Origin of the sequence: Pseudomonas sp. P1.31, from assembly GCF_001269815.1 — a bacterium.
GTDB classification, from domain to species: Bacteria; Pseudomonadota; Gammaproteobacteria; order Pseudomonadales; family Pseudomonadaceae; genus Aquipseudomonas; species Aquipseudomonas rustica.
In genome coordinates, this window is record NZ_LHVN01000003.1 from 242,725 (window position 1) to 267,164 (window position 24,440).

Genomic DNA, 24,440 nt, shown 5'->3' on the forward strand with positions numbered 1-24,440 from the left:
GGTGCTCCATGCAGTTGTGGCGACGCAGTATCCAATGGCAACTGATCCTCAGCATGGGCACCGCTCTGCTGGTCAGTATCCTGATCGTGGTTGGCATTTATACCCTGGTGGTCAACCGTCTCGCCCAGAGCTATCTGGTCGAACAAGCCTTGCCGTCGAGCATCGAAGCGACGCGCAACGACATCGAACGCATCCTCGTCCAGCCCCTCACCGCTGCCAAAGACATCGCCAGCAACACCATGGTGCGTGACTGGTTGGCGTCTGGCGAAGACAGCAGCAAAACGGCGGGCTTCGCGCAGTATCTGGAAGGCATCCGCGCCGAACACAAGGCTTTTACGGCTTTGATCATCGGCACCGAATCCAATCATTACATCACCGAAAAAGGCCTGGATCGCACCCTCAGTCGAACCAAACCGGCCGATGCCTGGTTTTATTCCTTCCTCGACAGCAACCAGTCGCGCACGCTGAATATCGACAACGATGGCGCCACCGGAGAATTGGCGCTGTTTATCGATTTGAAGGTGGAGCAGGCCGGCAAAGTGGTCGGTGTCGCCGGTCTCGGGCTGAGCATGAAAGAGCTGTCGGAGCTTATTCACAACTTCAGCTTCGGCGAGCGCGGCAAGGTCTATCTCGTGCGTTCCGACGGTTTGATTCAGGTGCATCCTGAAGCGCAGTTCAGTGGCAAACGCACGCTTACGGAGCAGATTGGTGCTGCGGCAGCGCAAGCGGTCATGGGTCAAAAAATTGCCACGAACAGTAGCTTCCAGCGTGATGGCGAAGACTATCTGGCCTTCAGCCTGCCGTTGCGCGATCTGGGCTGGACGCTGGTGGCCGAAGTGCCGCAATCGCAAATCTACGCCGAAGCGCGCAAAGCGATGTGGATGAGTGGCGGCATCGGTCTGGCTGTAGCGCTGGTGTGCCTGGCCTTGGTGGTGTGGCTGGCGCGCGGGCTGGTGCGACCGATTCGTCAGGTAACAGCGGCGCTGGTAGCAATCGGTAGCGGCGGGGGAGATTTGACCCATCGGTTAGATTCCAGTCGCGCCGATGAGCTAGGTGACCTGGCGCGCGGCTTCAACCGCTTCCTCGACAGTCAGCGCGGCATGATCGCGGAAGTGCTGACCACCAGCGAGCGTCTGCGTACGGCAGTGGGGCAAGTGGCGAAAGTGGTCGAAAACACTGCCGAGCGCTCCGGCCGGCAGCAGGAAATGACTGACATGGTTGCCACCGCGGTTCACGAAATGGGCCTGACGGTTCAGGAGATTGCGCAAAACGCCGGCAACGCGGCGCTCGCATCGCAGACTGCGCGGGATGAAGCGATGCAGGCGCGGGAAGATGTTGGCGGGTCGATCCGGCATATCGAAAGCATGTCGGACGAAATTGGCCTGGCGGCGGGCGCAGTGGGTGAACTGGCGCATCAAGTGGCGTCGATTGACTCGGTGTTGGCGGTGATTCGCGGGGTGTCTGAGCAGACGAATTTGCTGGCGCTCAATGCGGCGATTGAAGCGGCGCGTGCCGGGGATATGGGGCGTGGGTTTGCCGTTGTTGCTGATGAAGTGCGCACGTTGGCGCGGCGGACTCAGGCCTCCACTGACGAGATTCAGCAAATGATCGGCAGCCTCAAGCAGGGCGCGGAGAACGCGGTGTCGTCAATGCGTACCGGGCAAGCGGCGACGGGGACCGGGGTTGAGTCGAGTCAGCGTACGGGCGCTTCTTTGACCGCGATTACCGGGCAGGTCGAGCGCATCAGCGACATGAATCATCAGGTGGCGACGGCGACCGAGGAGCAGTCGGCGGTGACGGAGGAGATCAACCGCAACGTGCAGGGGATTTCCGATCTGGCGCGGGCGACGGCGGGGGAGGTTCGCGCTTGTCGTGAGGATTGTCAGATGTTGCAGAAACTGGCGGATGATCTGGTGCGGCAGATGGGTGGGTTCAGGTTGAGTTGAGTGTTGAGCCAGAAAAGCCCCTCACCCTAGCCCTCTCCCGGAGGGAGAGGGGACTGACCGAGGTGTCTTTTGCTATACATCGACCTGAAAACGCCAGTCGATTATGGATTCGGTGAGCCTCTTTCAGGTCGATGGAGTATCAACCATCCCCCGGTCGGCCCCCTCTCCCTCCGGGAGAGGGCTGGGGTGAGGGTAGCTTTTCAGAACCACGCATCCTGCATCGCCAGGCACGTATCATCCCGCGCCTCCAGCAACGCCAATTCATGGTGGCAACCCGGCACTTCCCACGTTAGAAAATACCGCGCCGCCTGCAACTTGCCTTTATAGAAGTCAGCATCGGCCGCATTGCCCTTGGCCAAGCCTTCCTCCGCACGAATCGCCTGTTCCAGCCAGCGCCAGCCAATCACCGCATGTCCGAACACTTTCAGGTACAACGCCGAGTTCGCCAGACTGCTGTTGACCTTGCCCTGCGCCAGATCCGTCAGCAAACCAATGGTCACGGTTTGCAGGCGTGCCACCAGTTTTTCCAGTGGCTCACGCAGTGCTGTCAGCGAATCGTGCGCAGTCGAGCGTTCGGCCGTATTGGCAATCAGGCGAATCAGCTGCTTCAGCCCCGCGCCGCCGTTCTGCGCCAACTTACGCCCAAGCAAGTCCAGCGACTGAATGCCGTGGGTGCCTTCGTGAATCGGGTTCAAGCGGTTGTCTCGGTAATACTGCTCAACCGGGTATTCACGGGTGTAACCGTGGCCACCAAGAATCTGGATCGCCAGTTCGTTGGCTTTCAGGCAGAACTCCGATGGCCAGGATTTGACGATTGGCGTTAGTAGATCCAGCAATTCCTGCGCTTGTTTACGCTCTGTTTCGCTTTCAAGCGTCGTGGTGTCATCGAACAGGCGAGCGGCGTACAAGCCGAGGTCAAATGCCCCTTCGACGTAGGATTTTTGCGTCAGCAGCATGCGTCTTACGTCGGCGTGCTGAATGATCGCCACCGGCGCGGTAGTCGGATCCTTGCTGTCCGGCACTCGACCTTGCGGACGTTCGCGGGCGTACTCCAGCGAGTACAGATAACCGGCGTAGCCGAGCATCACTGCGCCCATGCCGACGCCGATCCGCGCCTCGTTCATCATCTGGAACATGTAGCTCAAACCGCGATGTGGTTCGCCGACCAGATAGCCGACACACTGGCCGTTATCGCCGAAGTTCAGTGCGGTGGAGGTGGTGCCGCGCCAGCCCATCTTGTGGAACAACCCGGCCAGCAGCACGTCGTTGCGTGGGCCGAGGCTGCCGTCATCGTTGACCAGAAACTTTGGCACGATGAACAGAGAAATGCCTTTCACCCCCGGCGGCGCGTCCGGCAGTTTGGCCAGCACCATGTGTACGATGTTTTCCGAGAGCGGGTGATCGCCGCCGGATATAAAGATCTTGTTGCCCTTGAGGCGATAGGTGCCGTCAGACGCTGGCTCGGCGCGTGTACGAATATCCGACAGGGATGAGCCGGCATGCGGTTCGGTCAAAGCCATGGTGCCGAAGAAGCGGCCGTCGATCATCGGTTGCAGGAAGCGCTGCTTTTGCTCTTCGGTGCCGAAGCTTTCGATCAGGTTCGCCGCGCCCATGGTCAGGAACGGGTAAGAGGTCGAAGCAGCGTTGGCCGACTGGAAATGCGCGAAGCAGGCTTGCGACAGCAATGTAGGAAGTTGCATGCCGCCGGCGTCGAAACTTCTCGCGGCGTTGAGGAATCCGGCTTCAAGGAAGGCATCCACCGCCGGTTTTACCTCGGGAATCAAAATCGCCTTGCCGTCCTCGTAGCGCGGCTCGTTTTCGTCGCCTTTGCGGTTGTGCGGGGCGAAGTACTTCTCGGCGATATTGCGCGCGGTGCCGATGGCAGCGTCGAAGGTCTCGCGGTTGTGTTCGGCAAAGCGCTCACGCCGGGTCAGGCCCTCGGCATCGAGGACTTCATACAGCTCGAAAGCCAGATTGCGGGAACTGAGCAGCGTCTCGGACATGGCGGCCTACCTGAAATTGGGGTTGGGCCGAGTCTAAGGCGGGGGAATAGAGGCTGGATAGGAAGATTGATCGCGGTGATGTTAGAGCCGAGCACCGGCTTAACAAACACCCCAAAACACTGTGGGAGCGAGCTTGCTCGCGAAGAGGGCGGCACATTCAACAGATGAGTTGACTGGCAAACCGCTTTCGCGAGCAAGCTCGCTCCCACAGGGATTGTTGCTATGCCGGGCACCAATGCAGGTGCCCGGTTTCCGGTGTTAGCCGATCGTCATCAAGCTGGCATTACCACCCGCCGCCGCAGTGTTAACGCTCAACGCGCGCTCGATCACCAGACGCTCCAGGGCAATGTTGGTCTCGCCCTGGGACAAGCCCTGAACCCCAACAATCGCGCCGGCACGCTTGGCAATCTGCTGGCAAACGCCGCGCAACTGGTCGGAATGGCCGTGATGCAGAACCGCATCAAACACCACTTCGTCTTTATTCCAGTCAGCTACCAGCTTGATACGCGCCTGAATCTCCTTCGGCAAACGTGCGAACAATGCCTTGCTGATGTCGGACTCCGGCCATACCGCCGAACCACCTACCGCCAGCACCGCCGCCAGTTGCGTCAGCAGATCACCTTCAACCTCGGCCAGGCACAGCACGTGTTCGCGCGGCAGAATGGCGTAGCTGTTTTTCTCGCCGGTCGGGCCGGCCAGCACGCGGGTGATGCCGCTCTGTGATTGCGCCGCATACTGCACGCACAGGGTGCTCAGGTCGGCGTACTTGTTGCTTTCAGCCCAGGCTTTCAGGGCGTTCAGCGGTTTGCTCATGGCGTCGCGCAAACGAACGTCCGGGGCGATAACCGCATCACCACGAGCGAAGGATTGTTCGATGGCATCGGTAGGACGTGTCGCCAGCAAGCGGTACAGGTACAACGGGCCGCCGGCTTTCGGGCCAGTACCCGACAGGCCTTCGCCGCCGAATGGCTGTACGCCGACCACAGCGCCAACGATGTTGCGGTTGACGTAGACGTTACCGGCGTTGACGTTGTCGATCACCTTGGCGATGGTCTCGTCGATCCGCGTGTGCACGCCCAGCGTCAGGCCATAACCGGAAGCGTTGATCTGGCCGATCAGTTGATCGATCTCTTTACGCTTGTAGCGCACCACGTGCAGCACCGGGCCGAAGATCTCGCGTTGCAGCTCGTCGAAGCTTTCCAGTTCGATCAGGGTCGGCATGACGAAGGTGCCGCGTTTGACCTCTTCGGTGTCGGCGATCGCCACCTGGTAAACATTGCGACCTTTGTCGCGCATGCCCTGGATGTGCTTGTCGATGCCAGCCTTGGCTTCGGCGTCGATCACCGGGCCGATGTCCACGGACAGGCGCTCCGGGTTGCCGAGGCGGCTTTCGGCCATGGCACCTTTGAGCATTTCGATGACGCGATCAGCGGAATCTTCCTGCAAGCACAGTACCCGCAGCGCCGAGCAACGCTGGCCAGCGCTGTCGAACGCCGAGGACACCACGTCGATCACGACCTGTTCGGTCAGTGCCGAGGAGTCGACGATCATCGCGTTCTGGCCACCGGTTTCGGCGATCAGCGGAATCGGGCGGCCCTGGCTGTCGAGACGGCCAGCGATGTTGCGTTGCAGCAGACGTGCGACTTCGGTGGAACCGGTGAACATCACGCCTTTGACGCGCTCATCGCCAACCAGACCGGCGCCGACGGTTTCACCGCGACCCGGCAGCAATTGCAGCACGCCTTCCGGGATGCCAGCTTCGAGCAGCAAGCGCACGGCTTGAGCCGCCACCAGCGGAGTTTGCTCGGCAGGTTTGGCCAATACCGGGTTACCGGCAGCCAATGCCGCAGCGACTTGACCGCTGAAGATCGCCAGCGGGAAGTTCCACGGGCTGATGCACACCACTGGACCCAATGGGCGGTGGGCGTCGTTGCTGAAATCGTTGCGCGCCTGCACTGCGTAATAACGCAGGAAGTCGACGGCTTCGCGGACTTCGGCGATGGCGTTGGCGAAAGTCTTGCCGGCTTCACGCGCCAACAGGCCCATCAGCGGCTGGATCTCGCCTTCCATCAAGTCAGCGGCGCGCTCCAGAATCGCCGCACGTTCGGCCGGCGGAGTGGCCTGCCAGATTGGTGCGGCATTCAGCGCGCATTGAATGGCGTTGTCGACGTCTTCGACGGTGGCTTCCTGAACGTGACCGACCACATCGCGGTGATCCGCCGGGTTCAGCACGGCTGCCGGGGTTTCAGTGCTGGAAGCGCAACCGAGCATCGGCGCAGCTTTCCAGTCGGTGTGGGCAGTGGCGAGCAGGGCGCAGGACAGCGAAGCCAGACGATGTTCGTTGGCCATGTCGATGCCGCTGGAGTTGGCGCGCTCGGCACCGTACAGATCGCGCGGCAGTGGAATGCGCGGGTGCGGCAGGCCGAAACCACCTTCCACGGTCGCCATCTGCTCGATCTGCGCCACTGGATCGGCCACAAGCTCCTGAATCGAAATCGACTGATCGGCGATGCGGTTGACGAACGAAGTGTTCGCGCCGTTTTCCAGCAAGCGACGTACGAGGTACGCCAGCAATGTTTCGTGAGTACCGACCGGTGCGTACACGCGGCACGGACGGTTCAGCTTGCCGTCGGAAACTTTACCTACAACTTGCTCGTAGAGCGGTTCGCCCATGCCGTGCAGGCACTGGAATTCGTACTGGCCGGGGTAATAGTTCTGACCGGCAATGTGGTAAATCGCCGACAGGGTGTGGGCGTTGTGCGTGGCGAACTGCGGGTAGATGACTTCCGGCACCGACAGCAGTTTGCGTGCGCAAGCGATGTAAGAAACGTCGGTGTACACCTTGCGGGTGTAGACCGGATAGCCTTCCAGGCCTTCGACCTGAGCACGTTTGATTTCGCTGTCCCAGTACGCGCCTTTCACCAGGCGGATCATCAGGCGATGACGGCTGCGGCGGGCCAGATCGATCACGTAGTCGATCACATACGGGCAACGCTTCTGATAAGCCTGAATGACGAAACCAATGCCGTTCCAGCCAGTCAGTTGCGGCTCAAAGCACAGGCGCTCAAGCAGATCCAGCGACAGTTCGAGGCGGTCGGCTTCTTCGGCGTCGATGTTCAGGCCGATGTCGTATTGCTTGGCCAGCAGGGTCAGCGACAGCAGGCGCGGGTACAACTCGTCCATCACACGCTCGTACTGCGCACGGCTGTAACGCGGGTGCAGTGCCGACAGCTTGATGGAGATGCCCGGGCCTTCATAAATCCCACGACCGTGGGACGCTTTGCCGATCGAGTGAATGGCTTGTTCGTACGACGCCAGGTACTTCTGCGCGTCGTGTTCGGTCAGCGCCGCTTCACCGAGCATGTCGTAGGAATAACGGAAGCCCTTGGCTTCGAACTTGCTCGCATTGGCCAGCGCTTCGGCGATGGTTTCGCCGGTGACGAACTGCTCGCCCATCAGGCGCATGGCCATGTCGACGCCCTTGCGGATCATCGGCTCGCCGCTCTTGCCGATGATGCGGCTCAGCGACGAGGTCAGGCCGGCTTCGTTGTGCGTCGAGACCAGTTTACCGGTCAGCAGCAGGCCCCAAGTCGCGGCGTTAACGAACAGCGACGGGCTGTTGCCCAAATGCGGGTGCCAGTTGCCGGTGCTGATCTTGTCGCGAATCAGCGCATCACGAGTGCCCTTGTCCGGGATACGCAGCAGCGCTTCGGCCAGGCACATCAGCGCCACGCCTTCCTGGGACGACAGGGAAAATTCTTGCAGCAGACCCTGAACAATGCCTGCACGACCGCCGGCACTTTTCTGGTTTCGCAGTTTTTCCGCGATAGAGGCGGCGAGTTTGTTGGTGGCTTCAGCCATGGCGACCGGCAGGCGAGCCTGTTCGATCAGCATCGGCACGACTTCCGGCTCAGGGCGACGGTAAGCGGCAGTGATCGAGGCGCGCAGAACCGATTGCGGCAGGATGCTTTCAGCGAATTCAAGGAAGCACTGGTGAGCGTGATCGTTATGGACTTCGCCCGCCTCATCGGCGTCCTTGGCGGTCAAACCGTTCAGCTCGGTCAGGGTTGCACCACCCTCGAGTTTCTCCAGGTAATTGAAAATTGCCTGCTTGATCAGCCAGTGCGGTGTGCGATCAATCGAGGTCGCGGCAGCCTTCAGGCGCTCGCGGGTCGGGTCATCGAGTTTGACCCCAAGGGTGGTGGTAGCCATATTTTTATCCTCATGGTTGCCACAGTTGCGTGGCATCAGCTGGCCGCAAGATTAGCCGTGCGCCGAAAGAGGTGCAACCGGGTGCAACCCTTTTTTTGCCGGAATAATAAGCAGCTCGTCAGGAATTATTTTCTGGTACGAAAGTACTGCTCCTGCTTGGTGCTTTTGCTTCTAGCAAATAGCCATGACTGCCACAAAAGGGAGCAAAAACGCGGTGATTGTCGATAAAACCGACTAGGTGCAACTTATTCTCACGAAACTGGTTGCACCTCTTTTGCTTTGTTGCATAGGATTCGCGCCCAAGGTGCAACCGGGGAAATAACCTGGTGTATCGGCTGATGGCTTTCCTGGGGAAACATCAGTCCTAAATGCGCGGGATCCCGAATCGTCTGCCAAACGTCGTCGTTTGCGCGCGGTTCATCGCCGCCGCTACATAAAAACAAAGCCAGGGCGTAACTTAATGAGCGTTAGCAATCCAACCTTGATCACGTTCGTGATCTACATCGCAGCAATGGTGCTGATCGGCTTGATGGCCTATCGCTCCACCAACAACCTTTCTGACTATATTCTGGGCGGCCGCAGCCTGGGCAGCGTCGTCACCGCGCTATCCGCCGGTGCGTCCGACATGAGTGGCTGGTTGTTGATGGGCCTGCCAGGCGCCATCTACATGTCCGGTTTGTCCGAAAGCTGGATCGCCATCGGCCTGATCGTCGGTGCTTACCTGAACTGGCTGTTCGTTGCCGGCCGTCTGCGTGTGCAGACCGAGCACAACGGCGACGCCCTGACCCTGCCGGACTACTTCGCCAGCCGTTTCGAAGACAAAAGCGGCCTGCTGCGGATTATCTCGGCGATCGTGATTCTGGTGTTCTTCACCATCTATTGCGCTTCCGGCATCGTTGCCGGCGCCCGTCTGTTCGAAAGCACCTTCGGCATGTCCTACGAGACGGCGCTGTGGGCCGGTGCTGCGGCGACAATTGCCTACACCTTTATCGGCGGTTTCCTCGCGGTAAGCTGGACTGACACGGTTCAGGCGACCCTGATGATTTTCGCGCTGATCCTCACGCCGATCATCGTGCTGCTGGCCACTGGCGGCGTCGACACCACGTTCCTGGCCATCGAAGCGCAAGATCCAAGCAACTTCGACATGCTCAAAGGAACCACTTTCATCGGCATCATCTCGCTGATGGGCTGGGGTCTGGGTTACTTCGGTCAGCCGCACATCCTCGCGCGTTTCATGGCGGCGGACTCGGTGAAATCGATCGCCAAGGCGCGTCGCATTTCCATGACCTGGATGATCCTGTGCCTGGGCGGCACCGTGGCCGTCGGCTTCTTCGGTATCGCGTACTTCTCGGCGCACCCGGAACTGGCCGGCCCTGTCACCGAGAACCACGAGCGTGTGTTCATCGAACTGGCGAAAATCCTCTTCAACCCATGGATTGCCGGTGTACTGCTGTCGGCCATTCTGGCTGCGGTGATGAGCACCCTGAGCTGCCAGTTGCTGGTGTGCTCGAGCGCCCTGACCGAAGACTTCTACAAAACCTTCCTGCGTAAATCGGCCTCGCAACTAGAGCTGGTCTGGGTCGGTCGCGCCATGGTTTTGCTGGTTGCGTTGATCGCCATCGCACTGGCGGCCAACCCGGATAACCGCGTACTGGGCCTGGTGTCCTACGCTTGGGCGGGTTTCGGTGCTGCATTCGGCCCGGTTGTGCTGATCTCGGTGATCTGGAAAGACATGACCCGCAACGGCGCACTGGCCGGCATCGTGGTTGGCGCTGTCACCGTGGTGGTCTGGAAGCATTTCGAACTGCTGGGTCTGTACGAAATCATCCCGGGCTTCATCTTCGCCAGCCTGGCGATCTACTTTGTCAGCAAGGCGGGCGAACCGACTCGCGGCATGGTTGAGCGTTTCGAGGCAGCGGAAAAAGATTTCATTCTGAACAAGTAAAACGCTGAGCTACGGCTCACATGAAAACGGCCCGTTTCCTACAGGAGACGGGCCGTTTTTTATTGCCTGTGATTTCTCGGACATTGTGGAGATCCATTGTGGGAGCGGGCTTGCTCGCGAAGGCGGTTTCTCATTCAGCAATGATTCAAGCTGACATACCGCTTTCGCGAGCAAGCCCGCTCCCACATTTGGTTCGTCGATGGGTTTGAGGGATTTGTCTGTAGTCGTTTGCGCCAATTTTCTGTGGGTTTTTCGACAACAGAAGTAGGGCAAATCTGATTTTTCCGTCCCCCACTCAACACCCCTTGCCCCTCATGCAGAATCGCCCGCCCTCACTCTGCAGAGACACATCGGATGTTCGCGCCTGCCAATCAACCGCGTTTCACGTTGACCCTCGAAGGCGCCCAAATTGACCTCAAAGTCCTTGAGTTCACGGGCAAGGAAGCCATCAGCCAACCCTTTCGTTTCGAGCTGGAACTGGTCAGTGAACGACCCGATCTGGATCTCGAAAGCCTGTTGCACTGTCAGGCGTTTCTCAGCTTTGACGCTGACGGTTCCGGCGTTCACGGTCAGATTTATCAGGTCGGGCAGGGCGATTCCGGGAAACGTCTGACGCGCTATCACCTCAGCCTTGTCCCGCGACTGACCTACCTCGGGCACCGCATCAATCAGCGTATTTTTCAGCATCTCAGCGTTCCGCAAATCGTTGAGCAAATCCTCAAGGATCACTCGATCCTGCGCGATGCCTTCGAATTCCGCCTCGGCAGCGATTACCCGGTGCGTGAGTATTGCGTGCAGTACGGTGAGAGTGATCTGGCGTTCATCCAGCGTCTGTGCGCGGAAGTCGGCATCCATTACCACTTTCAGCACAGTATTGAAGAGCACTTGCTGGTGTTCGGTGACGATCAGACCGTGTTTCCGAAACTTGTCGAGCCGACCTTGTATCTGCCCGGCAGCGGCATGCTCGGTGCGGCGCCGGCGATCAAGCGCTTCAACGTTCGAGTGGAAACCCGTACCAGCGTGGTCACCCGGCGCGACTACAACTTCGTAAAACCGCGTCTGCAACTGGAAAGCCGTATCGACAGTGAGCAGCGCCCGGTGCTGGAGGACTATCACTTTCCCGGCCAATTCAAAGATCGTGAAACCGGCAAGCACCTCGCCCAGCGCGCACTTGAACGGCATGTCGCCGATTACCGTCAGGCTGAGGGCCTTAGCGACGAATCCTCCTTGGTTTGCGGACATTTCCTGCAACTGGCCGACCATCCGCGCCAAGACTGGAATGACCTGTGGTTGCTGACTGCCGTCGAGCACCATGGCCGACAGCCGCAAGTGCTGGAAGAAACGGCGACCAGCGATGGGGAAGGTTTCCAGGGTTACCGTAATACCTTTCTCGCCACGCCGTGGGACGTGTTCTTTCGTCCGGCGCTGGGCCCGGAAAAACCGCGCATGCCCGGTTATCAACCGGCCGTCGTCACGGGCCCTAAAGACATGGAAATCCATTGCGACGAGTACGGCCGGGTCAAGGTGCAACTGGCCTGGGATCGTGATGGTGAGTTGAACGAGCATTCCAGTTGCTGGCTGCGTGTCGCCAGCGGCTGGGCCCACGACGCTTATGGCAGCGTGCTGATTCCGCGAGTCGGCATGGAAGTGCTGGTCGGTTTCATCGACGCCGATGCCGACAAACCGCTGGTCATGGGCTGCCTGCCAAATGCCGCGACGCCCGTGCCGCTGGATCTGCCCGCCGACAAAACCCGCAGCATCTTCCGCAGCCAGAGCAGTCCCGGCGGTGGCGGCTACAACGAACTGCGCATCGAGGATCGCAAAGGCGCCGAGGAAATCTACCTGCGCGCCCAGCGCAACTGGACGCAGCACGTGCTGCACGATCAACAAGTGCAAGTGGATAACCAGCGCAACATCGTCGTCACCGGCCTTGCTCGCCATGAGTTGAAAGCCGATGAGCAGCGCATCACCCACGGACAGCGCCAGATCGAGGTGAAGCAGGATGATCACCTGACCGTGATCGGTGATCAGCATGTTCGCGTGAGCAGTCAGGCGCTTAACGCCAGTGCGCAAATCCATATCAGCGCTGGCCAGCAAGTGGTCATTGATGGCGGCGCGAGTGCAACGATTCAGGCGGGCGGGCAGTGGATCAACATCGGCCCCGGCGGGATTTTCAGCAGCGTGCCGATTGTCGTGGGTGGCGCGCCGATGGCGGCGATGAGTGCAGCACCGGTCGTGCCGGGACTGCCGGAGAAACTGGCCGCAGCGTCGGCGGCGATGCTCACGGCGGCGCAAATCATGAGCCTGAAAGGTGATGCGCCATTCTGCGAAGAGTGTGAGCGGTGCAAGGATGGCATCTGCCCGACACCAAGTGGGTTGACCCAATCCCCAAAGTCCTCAGCCCGGCCGGCGCCTTCCAGCGTTGAGCCGGGCTTTCATATTGTTGAACAGGGAATGTCTCGGTCTGCACTGGAATCGACACTGTTCCCGCAGCCGGATCCGGCCGTGCTGGAGAAATTTCGCAGCCTGAATCCGCAGCTCAGTCAATACGCCAAACCTGGGCAACTGATCGTCCTGAGCGATCCGCGTAATACGCAATGCACTCGGGAAGAGGCGTTATTGATGGAGGTGGCGCAGAAAGTTGATGCAGCGTTGGCGCCAATGAGTGACTCGGAGGCCGAGTTTATGGCTCGGCATCATGGGGAGATTGAGTCGTTTTTATCGCAGGGTTCGACAAGCGTGGGGATTGGGGCAGCGATGTTCAGTAATCACCTGAAAAGTCTCGCCAGCACGTTGAGTGAGTTGGAGTCACTGCATAAGGAAACCTTCGATAAACACGGCAAGCTTAAAGGTGCTGATTTCTTTGCCAAGCGAACACAGTTGATGACGCAACTGGATAACAGCCTCAGTCCCTTGATGCGAAAAATGGCTGGTTTTCCCGATCACCCCAACCTTAGGAAAGCGCTGGGCATTTCCAGTCGCAGCCTTGTCCATCACTGGAGCAAGGTGGGCAGTTCAGCCGGAATTCCGGGGTATGCGACGCATATTGAGGGGGTTAGCAAGGCTGCCAAAGTGATGAAATTGGGTGGTTGGATTGGGGTCGGTCTAGGGGCGCAGCTTCGACGCTGAAAGTAAGTGAAGTATGTCGAACTGGACGTGAAGAGGCGTGTAAGAAAGTTAGGATGACTGAAAGTGGAAAGTTTATCGGGGTTGTGGTGGGTGGTACTTACGGTCCGGCGATAGCTACTCCAATTTGCGCTGCAATCAGTGTGACAGGGTACGGAGCCATTGCCTGCGCTCTTGTACTTTCAGGCGTAGGAACATTGGGTGGCGGATTGCTGGGGGAGGCCTTGGGAGAGGGCGCTGGAGAAGTTGTGTATGAATGGGTTGAGGGAAGATGAGCGCAAAGGATGTTTATTTTGTATTTGTGATTTTTGATCTATTGCTTGGGTTGGCCTTACTGTTTGCTCAATTGTATTTTTCGCACTTTAAGCTGGACATGCTTGTTGGGTTGTTGAGTAATTCTTATGGTGTAAAGATTCGTCATCCTTTTATGAAGATGGGTTTCGGTGGCAGGATGTTTTTAACGATGAACCTTAGCTGGATGCTTTTTAGACACAAAGTGTCTATCAGGAATGGGGAACTGGATCCGCAAGATTACGAGAATGTTCCATCAGCGCTAAGAGTCTATTCTCAGGGCATGCACCTTTTTGGGTTTGTAATGGGTGTGCTGATGATTATTCTTTTCATAGTTGGAAAATTCAGTGGGTGGTTAAAGTAAATCTTCCCCATAACTGGTGGGTGGAGAGGTTGGTGCCATATTCGGGTGCTATCCATTCGGGGAGTGGGGCGAGCAAGGGGCAGATGTTGTCTATGAAATCCAGAAATGAGATCTGATATTGAAATACTCTTCCTGTTGAGTGGTTTGGTATTGATTGCACTTATTTTTCTGTCGTCCTTGATTTTGCTGTTTGTCGCTTATTTTTTTGCGCGGGATATCTTTGAGTATTTGAGCAATTCGCCGGCTGTTATTTCTAGAAGGCGCACCTTGGGATGGGAGCCGATTGGCCGATTTCTATTTATTAATAGTGTGGGCACGCTCATGATCTTCTCGCGTAAATCCATACGAAATGGTGAGCTGGACGCCAAGGATTACGAAGCCTTGCCGGTAGGCTTGCGGCGGATAATTTTATTTTCCAATTGGATGATGTTGGTGTTAAGCACCATTGCAATAATCGGTGCGGTGTTGGGAAAGGTTAATGGTTGGCTGAGTTAACCATTTTTCGATGATCAATCTGTTTTTGCCATTCAGGTTGTTTCTTTACGCTGGTTTGTAACTCAGCCATTTGTTTTTGTAGATAACAGCATTCTTGATATTGTCGAGAGCTGCATAGGCCCTTGAATGAATAAACTGATTCCCCAGCATTGGTTACAACGTCAGCCGCTAATGGCCGATGAACAACTGTTTGCAGTTCTCAGCAGCACCAGCGATGGCGAGCCGTTCAAGGTCTGGAGCGGGTCAACTACCGCACAAGCGCCAAGTCCGATTTGGGCGGACACTATTTACGCTGAGTGGGATACGGTGATGCCCTTCGTGGGAATTGTCGCTGTGGACAGTGAGTTTCTGGATTGGGTGGCGACTACTGAGTCTCTTAATTGGGGCTGGCTGGCGGTTTCTTCGGCGAGTCCTGAAGTGGTGGTTGAGCATTTTCGCAGTCTGACGCAGGTGCTGATGCCGGACGGGAAGACAGTGTTTTTTCGATTCTGGGATGGACGTTTTCTGTTGCCGATTCTGCAGTCTGATGCAGTGGATTCGGCACAACTGTTGCCGGTTATCTCACGCGGTTTGATCAATGGTCAGGCAATTGATATCGGTGGCGTGGCGCAGGTTTCTGGACGGGTTTTTCCTTGGTGGAAGGTGCCGGATTCGGTGTTGGTTTCGACGGGTGACGAAGTTAGGGTCAGCAATACTCTGCAGTGGCTGAGCGAGGAACATCCACCAATTTTCGAAGCGTTTCCCGAGCCGGTTTTACGTTGCAAGGTCAGGCAGTTTTTTCAGGTTTCGGTGTCGGAAGATTCGTCGCAATTAGCGTTGTTGGCCTATTTGCGGGACGAAGATAAGTAAAATTTCCGGGCGAAGGCGTCGGACGTTTCCTTCGAGTTGCGGCGGTTTCCATGAACTGGTGGGCGGTGGGTTGCAGGGATAGTCTTTTGGCTGTCACCGCAAATTCGGTGGCAGGGCGTGGAAGCCCTTTTATCGTTAGGCGCATGAAGCACCACCAGGCAGGCATTCTTTGCTCTCTGTTTTTATGGTGGCTGTGCGCGGGGCGCTTTCGAGTGCGCCGGGTGCCTAACGTCCCGGTCTTCCACACCTGCGTACAGCCGCCACCTATTGCGTGGAAGTAAAAGTGGCGGCTCCAGTTCATACGTTAGGAGTCAGTCCATTGAAAAATTTAAAACCCGATCCACCCTACAAAAAAATCACTCCCCATCCCGACAACCGCTTCATGGCCCTGACCAGCAACTGCAGCGACATGCCCACGCTGTTCGTCGACACTCATGCGCCGCTCGACATCCTCATGGACGCCGCCAACTACCGCCTCCGCGCCGTCGCTCAAGTGCTGGAAAACATGTGCATGCGCGGCTCGATCGAGTGCGACTCCGTCATCCTCAGCGATTTCGCCATGCTGTGTGCGATTCCGCTACGTGATGGCTGTGATGTGCTGGATGTCATCGGTAAGCGGTTGAGCAGCATGCCCGCCTGAAAAAGATCAAAAGATCGCAGCCTTCGGCAGCTCCTACACGGGAACTTGGGGTCACCCTGTAGAGCTAGCGAAGGCTGCGATCTTTTGATGTTGAGGCCCGCTCAGCCGCCAACCCCTGACTTGCCGCGCGGTAAAAGGTAAACTTTGCGCCCTTCGCAGGAGCAGCCATGAATTATCGTCACGCCTTCCATGCCGGCAATCACGCCGATGTGTTCAAACACCTGACCTTGACCCGCCTCATCGCCTTGATGTCGCGCAAGGAGCAGCCGTTTGCCTATCTCGACAGCCACGCCGGCATTGGTCTGTATGACTTGCAGGGCGATCAGGCGAATCGCACCGGCGAGTACCTGGAAGGCATCGCGCGCTTGTGGGATCAGCCGGATCTGCCGGCGCTGACCGCCGATTACATGAAAGTGCTGCACGAGATGAATCCGGATGGCCAGTTGCGCTACTACCCGGGTTCGCCGGAGCTGGCGCGGCGTCTGACGCGGCCGCAGGATCGGGTGATGCTCAACGAGAAGCACCCGGAAGACGGCGTGCTGCTCAAGGACAACATGGCCGGTGATCGTCGGGTGAAAGTACACCTCGGCGAGGGCTGGCATGTGGCGCGGGCGATGTTGCCGGTGCAGGAGAAGCGCGCGGTGATGCTGATCGATCCGCCGTTCGAACAGCTTGATGAGATGCAGCGCTGCGCGGCGTCGTTGAAAGAGGCCATTGGCCGCATGCGCCAAACGGTGGCGGCGATCTGGTATCCGGTGAAAGACCAGCGTGCGCTGCGTCGTTTCTATCAGGATCTGGCCGGGAGCGGCGCGCCTAAGTTGCTGCGCGTGGAGTTGCTGGTGCATCCGCTGGATACGCCGAACAGTCTGAACGGTTCGGGGATGGCGATTGCCAATCCGCCGTGGGGGCTGGAGGAAGAATTGCGTGAGCTGCTGCCGTGGTTGTCGAAGAAACTGGGGCAGACTCAGGGTGGCTGGCAGATGGATTGGTTGATTGCTGAGAGCTGATTAACGGCAAGATCAAAAGATCGCAGCCTGCGGCAGCTCCTACAGGGGGCGGGGTCATCCACAAATGTGTGGACGATCACTGATCTCCTGTAGGAGCTGCCGAAGGCTGCGATCTTTTGCTTTCAGGCTTTAGTTACCCGCCAAACTTGGTGGCATGCACACGCCGGTGCCGCCAATCCCGCAGTAACCCTCAGGATTCTTCGCCAGATACTGCTGGTGATACGTCTCGGCGAAGTACACGGTCGGCGCCTGTTCGATCTCGGTGCTAATTTCACCCAGGCCAGCCTTCGACAATTCAGCCTGATACACCGCTTTGCTCTTCAGCGCCGCGTCCAGATGCTCAGGCGAAGTCGCGTAGATTACCGAGCGGTACTGCGTGCCGATGTCATTGCCCTGACGCATGCCTTGCGTCGGGTTGTGCAGTTCCCAGAACATCGCCAGCAGCTCTTCGTAGCTGACTTTATCCTTGTCGAACACCACCAGCACTACTTCGGAGTGGCCGGTCAGGCCCGAGCAGACTTCTTCGTAGGTTGGGTTCGGGGTGAAGCCGCCAGCGTAACCGACGACCGTGCTGACCACGCCTTCGCGCTGCCAGAAGCGGCGCTCGGCGCCCCAGAAGCAACCGAGACCAAAGATCGCAAAATCGACGTCCTGGAAAAACGGGCCGAGCAGCGGGGTGTCTTCAAACACGAAGTGTTTTTCAGGCAGGGTCATCGCGGTTTCGCGGCCGGGCAGAGCTTGTTCTTTGGTTGGAAGCACGTTTTTGTTCACCAGAATTTCCGAGCGCAGAACCATGATCAGTCCTCTCAGTCAGGTTGGATGTAAAAAGTCAGACCGCCAGTGTGCCCAATGATGCCCGACTTCGCACTAGCCAATGTAGGAGCTGCCGAAGGCTGCGATCTTTTGATCTTGTCTTTAAAAAAACAGGATCAAAAGATCGCAGCCTTCGGCAGCTCCTACATGAGAGGGCGGCGGGGGGTTAGAGGGCGAGCGGGCCGCGCGGGTAGCGCTTGAGCGCCTGGATCAGTTCGCCGCCGGGGATCGGGCGGTCGAACAGGTAACCCTGGCCGACGTCGCAGCGATGGCGACGGAGGAATGCCAGTTGTTCGGCGGTCTCGATGCCTTCCGCCACAACCTTGAGTTTCAGGTTGTGCGCCATGGCAATCACCGCTGAGGTGATTTCCATGTCGTCCTGGTTGTCGGGGATTTCGTGGATAAAGCTGCGATCGATCTTGATGATGTCGATCGGGAATTTCTTCAAATAACTCAGCGACGAATAACCGGTACCGAAGTCGTCCATGGCCAAGGTCAGGCCCAGACGCTTGAGCTGATCAAGCTGCAAGTGCGTGTCCTCAGTGGCTTCCAGCAGCAAACCTTCGGTCAGTTCCAGTTCGAGCAGATGGGCCGGCAGCGCTTCTTCCTTGAGGATGTTGGCGATGGAGGCGACCAGATCCGGGTCGGAAAACTGTTTCGGCGAGAGGTTGATCGCCACTTGCAGATTGCCCATGCCAGCAGCGGTCAGCGCTTTGCTCATGCGGCAGGCCTGGCGCGCAATCCACTTGCCGATCGGAATGATCAACCCGGTTTCTTCGGCAACGCTGATGAACTGATCCGGGCGAATCATCCCGCGTTCCGGGTGGTTCCAGCGCAACAGCGCTTCCATGCCCAGCAAGCGACCGCTGCGCAGGCACAGCTTGGGCTGGTAGAACACGTCCAGCTCATTCTGGGTGAGGGCGCGGCGCAGGTTGTTCTCGACGAACAGTTTGTAACTGGCCTCGGCGTTCAGCGCTTCGGTGAAGACTTGCACTTGGTGTTTGCCATTGGCCTTGGCCTTATGCAGAGCAAGACCGGCGTTACGCATCAGGGTTTGCGGGTCGCGGCCGTGCAACGGCGCGCAAGCCAGACCGACCGAGCCGGTGACGCTGATCAACTGGTTGTCGACGAACATCGGTTTATCCAGCGTCGCCAACAATTGGTTGGCGATCTGCTGACCGGTCGCCAGATCGGTGTCGTCGAGCAGTACGGCAAATTCGTTACTGGCGAATCGCGCGAGGCTGCCACTTGGGCTGAGGCTGTTGCGCAGACGTCGGGCCAGGCTGATCAGCAGTTTGTCGCCGGTCTGGTGGCCGAGGCTGTCGTTGATGCGCTTGAAGTTGTCGATGTCGACCAGCAACAGGCTGATCGGGGTATCGCTATCCCGGGCGAAGCGTTCGTCCAGATTGCGGATAAACGCCGGGCGGTTACCGAGGTTGGTCAGGTTGTCGGTGTAGGCCAGACGCTCAATGCGTTGCTGCGCGAGTTTGGTCTGGGTGATGTCTTCGTAAATGCCGATGTAATGCGTCAGCTCACGGTTGTCGCCGTAGACCTTGGAGATTGACAACTGGCCCCAGTACGGTTCGAGGTTTTTCCGGCGGCTTTTGAATTCGCCCTGCCAACTGTTGCTCTTGGCTAGCGCCGAAGGCGCGTCGAACAGCAGCTCGCTAAGGTTTTCCAGCGCCGGCAACTCGGACAGTCGCTGGCCGTGGACTTCCTCGGTGGTGTACTGGGTGATCGCGGTGAAGCTCGGGTTGACGTACTCGACCACGCCGTCGCAATTGACCAGCAAAAACGCGTTGGCGCTTTGCTCGACCGCACGCTGGAACAGGTGCAGGGCGCTGGTGGCGGTGCGGCGGTTGTGGTTGTTGATGACTTGCGCGAACTGGTCGGCCAGCTCACCGGCAAAGGCGATTTCGTCGGACTGCCAGGCGCGGGTCACGCCGGTCTGCTCCAGGCACAACACGCCGACGACCTGACCATCGACACGAATGCTGGCATCGAGCATCGCATTGACGTCGCGCGGGCGCAGGGCTTCGGCCATTTCGCGGGTACGCGGGTCACGCATCGCGTTGTGCGCGTCGATGGCGCGGCTGCTTTGCAACGCTTCCATGTAATCGGGGAAGGTGCTGACGTCGATCACGTCCGGCAGGATGTATTCCTGCGTCGTACGGTGGTACGCCGAGATCGGCACCAGTTGCTGGCCTTCGAGGTTCCACAGGCTGGCGCAGTCGATTTCATAGATATCGCAGGCGCAGCGGGTGATCAGTTCGGCGGCTTCCTGCAACGAGTTGTGCGTGCTGTAGCGCTGACGGGCGAGCAATAAAATCAAATCCTGCTGGGCGCGGACACGCTCCAGATGCAGCAGTTGTTCCTGCTGCGCACGCTGATTCAGTTCGAGGGCGATTTGCAGGCGCGAATTTTGGGTTTCGAGATCGACCGAGGGTTGCAGCGGCGCATCGTCGAAGACGTCATCGACCGCCAGCAAATAGCCGCGCAGCAGGTGACGATTGTGTTGTTTGTAGGCTTCGCCCAGTTCAAGAATATTCAGCGCGCCGGCCGGGGTGTGCAGGGTGTAACGCACCAGATAATGCGGGCTGGCGCCGAGTTGTTGCTGGATCGCGTCGTGCAGTTGATAGCGCGCTTCCGGCTCCATCAGGCTGGCGTAAGGCGAGCCGACCAGAGCGCACAGCTCGACAGCGGGCTGGCCGAACTGGCGTTCGCAATTCGGATCGAGAAAGAGCATCGCCCAACTGGCTTCATTCAAGCGCTCGAAACGCAGCATGCCGAGCCGCGAGGGCACAGGCAACTGCGTCACTACCTCGGCCACCATACGGCTGGCGGCATCGGGTTGGCTCTTCATGAAGGGAACTCGCTTGGAAATATGCTGAACGCGCCGGGCTCTCGCCCTCTTAAACGTTGCCTGCGGCAAGGTTGCATCATTGCAGCACTGACTGACAAGAGTGATGAAGGCCAAGTGCTATAAGAATATGTCGGCTGGAGTGAACATTTCTCCAGCGTCTATTTGAAAACAGCAAAAGATCGCAGCCAGCGCCCACGTTTGAAGAGAAATGCGATCCCTGTAGGAGCTGCCGAAGGCTGCGATCTTTTAAGGTTTAGCGCAGATCTATCGCAATCGACTGCAACGGCTTCCCATCGCGATCATGGTAATTCACCACAATCCGCTCAGCCTCGACCACCATGTGCGCGAAGTTATCCTGACTAATCACCTCGCTGGTCAACTCATGCACATAATCCCCCGCCACCGTGCGCACCAACGGCTGATCGAGGATGAACGTGGACGCCTTGGCATACGGCAGCAGTTTGCTGTTGCACAGCGGCGATGACACCACGGTGTGCACTTCGAAATCAGGATCTTCACTGTGCGTCAGACGCGCAGTCATCGAGCCATGCACGTCGCCGGAAATGAAGATCACATTGCTGATCCGCCGGGTACGAATGGTTTCCAGCAAGCGCAGACGCTGCTCCGGAAAAGCTTTCCACGCATCTTCGCCAAGGCCTTTGCCGTCCGGGTAGAACATCACGCTGGTGACCACGAATTTGACCCGCGCCGTGCTGTTGATCAGCCAGTCCAGCAGCGCTTGCTCCTGTTCGTCGTCGAGGATGCGTCGATCATCGGCCGACAAGTTGCGGCGGGTGCGGCTATCGGTGACAAACCATTCGAGATCGCCGTCGCTGAATTGATACCAGTAATGCTGGACAGATGAATGATCAACTTGGCCGTTAGTTGCCAAAGAACAGGCCGGGCTATGGCTGGCTTGATACAGTTCATAGGCTTTGGTGGCGTTGTTATATAACGCGTCGTCACCTGCTTCGGCATTCGCCGGCCAGTTGTCCTCGATTTCATGGTCATCGAGAATCATATACGTCGAAGTTTCCGACATTAAGCGCTTTATGTTGGGTTGCGAAAACGCTGCGCGGTACTTTGCGAGAATATCTTTGTATTCGTGATCAGGCGCAATCAAGTTGAGATCGTCGACATAGATCTGATCGCCGGTCATCAACATTGCACTGATGGGTGGTTGTATCCCCTCAATCAATTGACGGATTGAAGCAAAGATCCGGTCACCGAACTGCGGTAATACCGCAACCCCTGCCGTCATGCGCAGGTAACGGCACGAACCAACGATGTAGGCGCGCGGCTGCAATGGTTCGCCGGAGCGGGTGCGAAAACGGTGAGTCTCGCGTGGCCACTGCAGCGGCAGTTCGGCGACACTGTCGACGGTGTGTACCGGACTCATCGGGCTGAACCAGCCGGTTTGATATTCGTACTCGGTGTTTTCAAGTAAGTTGTGAAGTGCGATCACATTGGACATGTCGCGAGATTCGTCGAGTTTGGCAAAAATGCCTTTAGTCCATTGTTGCGTGTCGCTGGCCCGATAACGAATGCCGGCGAACACCTGAAGATCTTTTTGAAACTCGCCGCGAATAAATATCCGCGCCTGGTTAGTTGTAACGTGGCCAATAATCGGGCCGATAGTCGGTTTTAACATGTTCGAATCCATTCGAATGAGTGTCAGATAAAACTAAAAGGTATTTTGACTGTGCTGTGCCAAGACTAGTTGGCGTTTGGATAAAAAGATCGGCACTAAGCTGACTCGGGCTGTAGCCGATGTCAGCGCAATGTGTGGGAAAAGTATAAGAAGCGAATTTCAGGCAAAAAAAAGCCCCGTCAAACTGACGGGGTTGAGGTACGAGCGTGTGGCGCTCGAAAACGTGAAACACAAGCGGCCCTCCATTGCTGAAGGGCCGCCTGGGATTACAGCAGGATGGTACGGATGTCCGCCAGCAGGCTGCCCAGACGCTGGGTGAAGCGTGCGGCAGCGGCGCCGTTGATCACACGGTGATCGTAGGACAACGACAGCGGCAGCATCAGTTTCGGCTGGAAGGCTTTGCCGTCCCAGACTGGCTGGATGGTTGCCTTGGAAACACCGAGGATCGCCACTTCCGGCGCGTTGACGATCGGCGTGAAGCCGGTGCCGCCAATGTGGCCGAGGCTGGAAATGGTGAAGCAGGCGCCTTGCATGTCGTCAGCAGTCAGCTTCTTGTCGCGGGCCTTGGCGGCCAGCGCAGCGGCTTCGGCTGCCAGTTGCAACAGGCTCTTCTGGTCGACGTTCTTGATGACCGGTACCAGCAGGCCATCCGGAGTGTCGACGGCGAAGCCGATGTTGATGTACTTCTTGCGGATGATCGCTTTGCCGCTTGGCGCCAGCGAACTGTTGAAGTCCGGCAGCTCCTTGAGCATGTGCGCGCACGACTTGAGCAGCAACGGCAGGATGGTCAGCTTGACGCCGGCCTTCTCTGCAACGGCTTTCTGTGCCACGCGGAACGCTTCCAGCTCGGTGATATCAGCCGAATCGAACTGAGTCACGTGCGGGATGTTCAGCCAGCTGCGGTGCAGGCTCGACGCGCCGATTTGCATCAGGCGAGTCATCGGCACTTCTTCGATTTCGCCGAAACGGCTGAAGTCGACGACCGGAATCGGCGGGATGCCCGCGCCACCGGTTGCGCCAGCAGCAGCGGCCGGTGCTTCCTTGGCCTTCTGCATCATCGCTTTGACGTAAACCTGCACGTCTTCTTTCAGGATACGACCGTGCGGGCCGCTGGCGCCGACAGCGTTCAGCTCGACGCCGAACTCACGAGCCAGTTGACGCACGGCTGGGCCGGCGTGAACTTTCGCGCCCGGCTTGGCCGGTGCGGCGGCTGGAGCGGCAGCAGGTGCAGCGGCAGCCGGAGCAGCAGTGGCAGGTGCCGGAGCGCTCGGAGCAGCAGCGGCGGCAGCTGGCGCCGGGGCAGCAGCAGGGGCCGCGCCTTTGACTTTCAGCTTCAGAATCAGGTCGCCGGTACCGACTTCGTCATCCAGCTTGATGGAAACGCTTTCCACCACGCCGGCGGCAGGCGATGGAATTTCCATGCTCGCCTTGTCGGATTCCAGGGTGATCAGCGACTGGTCGGCTTCAACGCTGTCGCCAGCCTTGACCAACACTTCGATGATCTTGGCTTTGCCAGCCGAGCCGATGTCCGGAACGTGGATGTCCTGAACGCTGTCAGCAACCGGAGCGGCTGGCGCGGCTGCCGGAGCAGGCGCTGCGGCAGCGGCCGGAGCAGCAGCCTGAGCCGGAGCGGCCGCAGCAGGGGCCGCAGCACCCGCCACTTCCAGATCCAGAATCAGGTCGCCAGTGCCGACTTCGTCGTTGAGCTTGACGCTGATGGCCTTGACCACGCCAGCGGCAGGCGACGGGATTTCCATGCTCGCCTTGTCGGATTCCAGCGTGATCAGCGATTGATCAGCTTCGACGGTGTCGCCGACCTTGACCTGGATCTCGATGATCTGCGCCTTGCCCGAAGAACCGATGTCCGGCACGTGCACTTGCTGAACCGAAGCGGCAGCAGGGGCAGCGGCTGGCGCGGCAGCAGCAGGAGCGGCGGCCGGTTTTTCTTCAGCCTTTTTAGCCGGTGCAGCAGCCGGAGCAGGGGCCGCTTCAGCGGCGCCCTCGACTTCCAGCTCAAGCAGTTCGTCGCCTTCTTTCAGACGGTCGCCCAGCTTCACTTTCAGGCTTTTGATGACGCCGGCTTTCGGGGCCGGCACTTCCATGCTGGCCTTGTCCGATTCCAGGGTCAGGATGCTCTGGTCGGCTTCGATACGGTCGCCGACCTTCACAAACAGTTCAATTACTTCACCTTCACCGCTGCCGATGTCAGGTACGCGAATGAGTTCGCTCACAAAA

The 24,440-nt window shown here is 58.3% G+C and carries 13 protein-coding genes and 1 pseudogene; 8 read left to right on the forward strand and 6 right to left on the reverse strand.

Features of this window, described 5'->3' with window-relative positions; all coding sequences use genetic code 11:
• The first annotated feature begins 8 nt into the window (after positions 1–8).
• Positions 9–1,946, forward strand: coding sequence for a methyl-accepting chemotaxis protein (locus AD669_RS01905; protein ID WP_053116700.1), 1,938 nt, complete (start codon positions 9–11; stop codon positions 1,944–1,946).
• A gap of 200 nt (positions 1,947–2,146) precedes the next feature.
• Here the strand turns inward: AD669_RS01905 and AD669_RS01910 are convergent, their stop codons facing one another.
• Both AD669_RS01910 and putA read right to left on the reverse strand, forming a co-directional pair.
• A complete protein-coding gene (locus tag AD669_RS01910; protein ID WP_053116701.1) occupies positions 2,147–3,949 on the reverse strand; it encodes an acyl-CoA dehydrogenase in 1,803 nt (600 codons plus the stop codon).
• Between the two features lie 258 nt (positions 3,950–4,207).
• Entirely contained in the window at positions 4,208–8,161 is a 3,954-nt protein-coding gene (gene putA / locus AD669_RS01915; protein ID WP_053116702.1) for a trifunctional transcriptional regulator/proline dehydrogenase/L-glutamate gamma-semialdehyde dehydrogenase, read from the reverse strand.
• A 460-nt stretch (positions 8,162–8,621) separates the two neighbouring features.
• Here putA and putP point away from each other — a divergent pair, with 460 nt between their 5' ends.
• The 7 genes and pseudogenes from putP to AD669_RS01950 all read left to right on the forward strand — a co-directional run bounded on the left by putP (position 8,622) and on the right by AD669_RS01950 (position 16,878).
• Complete coding sequence (gene putP, locus AD669_RS01920) at positions 8,622–10,106, forward strand: sodium/proline symporter PutP (protein ID WP_053116703.1); 1,485 nt, start codon at positions 8,622–8,624, stop codon at positions 10,104–10,106.
• A gap of 354 nt (positions 10,107–10,460) precedes the next feature.
• Positions 10,461–12,467 (forward strand): annotated as a pseudogene (locus tag AD669_RS01925) (type VI secretion system tip protein VgrG); the annotation flags it as partial.
• A gap of 1,036 nt (positions 12,468–13,503) precedes the next feature.
• Positions 13,504–13,887, forward strand: a complete 384-nt coding sequence (locus tag AD669_RS01930; protein WP_053116704.1) for a hypothetical protein — start codon at positions 13,504–13,506, stop codon at positions 13,885–13,887.
• A 105-nt stretch (positions 13,888–13,992) separates the two neighbouring features.
• On the forward strand, positions 13,993–14,382 hold the full coding sequence (locus AD669_RS01935) for a hypothetical protein (protein ID WP_053116705.1): 390 nt from the start codon (positions 13,993–13,995) through the stop codon (positions 14,380–14,382).
• A 126-nt stretch (positions 14,383–14,508) separates the two neighbouring features.
• Positions 14,509–15,231 carry a DUF4123 domain-containing protein gene (locus AD669_RS01940; RefSeq protein ID WP_053116706.1) on the forward strand — a complete coding sequence of 241 codons (723 nt, stop codon included), beginning with the start codon at positions 14,509–14,511 and terminating at the stop codon, positions 15,229–15,231.
• A gap of 319 nt (positions 15,232–15,550) precedes the next feature.
• Positions 15,551–15,871 (forward strand): hypothetical protein, encoded by a 321-nt coding sequence (locus AD669_RS01945; protein WP_053116707.1) that lies wholly within the window; start codon positions 15,551–15,553, stop codon positions 15,869–15,871.
• Between the two features lie 167 nt (positions 15,872–16,038).
• A complete protein-coding gene (locus tag AD669_RS01950) occupies positions 16,039–16,878 on the forward strand; it encodes a 23S rRNA (adenine(2030)-N(6))-methyltransferase RlmJ (protein ID WP_053116708.1) in 840 nt (279 codons plus the stop codon).
• Between the two features lie 129 nt (positions 16,879–17,007).
• On the opposite strand, the gene msrA is transcribed toward AD669_RS01950, so the two are convergent.
• From msrA to aceF, 4 genes are all read right to left on the reverse strand, one after another.
• On the reverse strand, positions 17,008–17,673 hold the full coding sequence (msrA, locus tag AD669_RS01955; protein WP_053116709.1) for a peptide-methionine (S)-S-oxide reductase MsrA: 666 nt from the start codon (positions 17,671–17,673) through the stop codon (positions 17,008–17,010).
• A 184-nt stretch (positions 17,674–17,857) separates the two neighbouring features.
• Positions 17,858–20,554, reverse strand: coding sequence for a bifunctional diguanylate cyclase/phosphodiesterase (locus tag AD669_RS01960; RefSeq protein ID WP_053116710.1), 2,697 nt, complete (start codon positions 20,552–20,554; stop codon positions 17,858–17,860).
• A 253-nt stretch (positions 20,555–20,807) separates the two neighbouring features.
• Positions 20,808–22,205, reverse strand: coding sequence for an alkaline phosphatase D family protein (locus AD669_RS01965; RefSeq protein ID WP_053116711.1), 1,398 nt, complete (start codon positions 22,203–22,205; stop codon positions 20,808–20,810).
• Between the two features lie 266 nt (positions 22,206–22,471).
• Entirely contained in the window at positions 22,472–24,436 is a 1,965-nt protein-coding gene (aceF, locus tag AD669_RS01970) for a dihydrolipoyllysine-residue acetyltransferase (protein WP_053116712.1), read from the reverse strand.
• Positions 24,437–24,440 lie beyond the last annotated feature (4 nt).

Bases quoted from the DNA above. Each gene is read 5' to 3' on its own strand.
- AD669_RS01930 (WP_053116704.1), top strand. From the start codon at position 13,504: ATGAGCGCAAAGGATGTTTATTTTGTATTTGTGATTTTTGATCTATTG.
- AD669_RS01965 (WP_053116711.1), bottom strand. From the start codon at position 22,205: ATGTTAAAACCGACTATCGGCCCGATTATTGGCCACGTTACAACTAAC.
- AD669_RS01905 (WP_053116700.1), top strand. From the start codon at position 9: ATGCAGTTGTGGCGACGCAGTATCCAATGGCAACTGATCCTCAGCATG.
- AD669_RS01960 (WP_053116710.1), bottom strand. From the start codon at position 20,554: ATGAAGAGCCAACCCGATGCCGCCAGCCGTATGGTGGCCGAGGTAGTG.
- AD669_RS01950 (WP_053116708.1), top strand. From the start codon at position 16,039: ATGAATTATCGTCACGCCTTCCATGCCGGCAATCACGCCGATGTGTTC.
- AD669_RS01940 (WP_053116706.1), top strand. From the start codon at position 14,509: ATGAATAAACTGATTCCCCAGCATTGGTTACAACGTCAGCCGCTAATG.
- putA (WP_053116702.1), bottom strand. From the start codon at position 8,161: ATGGCTACCACCACCCTTGGGGTCAAACTCGATGACCCGACCCGCGAG.
- AD669_RS01935 (WP_053116705.1), top strand. From the start codon at position 13,993: ATGAGATCTGATATTGAAATACTCTTCCTGTTGAGTGGTTTGGTATTG.
- msrA (WP_053116709.1), bottom strand. From the start codon at position 17,673: ATGGTTCTGCGCTCGGAAATTCTGGTGAACAAAAACGTGCTTCCAACC.
- putP (WP_053116703.1), top strand. From the start codon at position 8,622: ATGAGCGTTAGCAATCCAACCTTGATCACGTTCGTGATCTACATCGCA.
- AD669_RS01910 (WP_053116701.1), bottom strand. From the start codon at position 3,949: ATGTCCGAGACGCTGCTCAGTTCCCGCAATCTGGCTTTCGAGCTGTAT.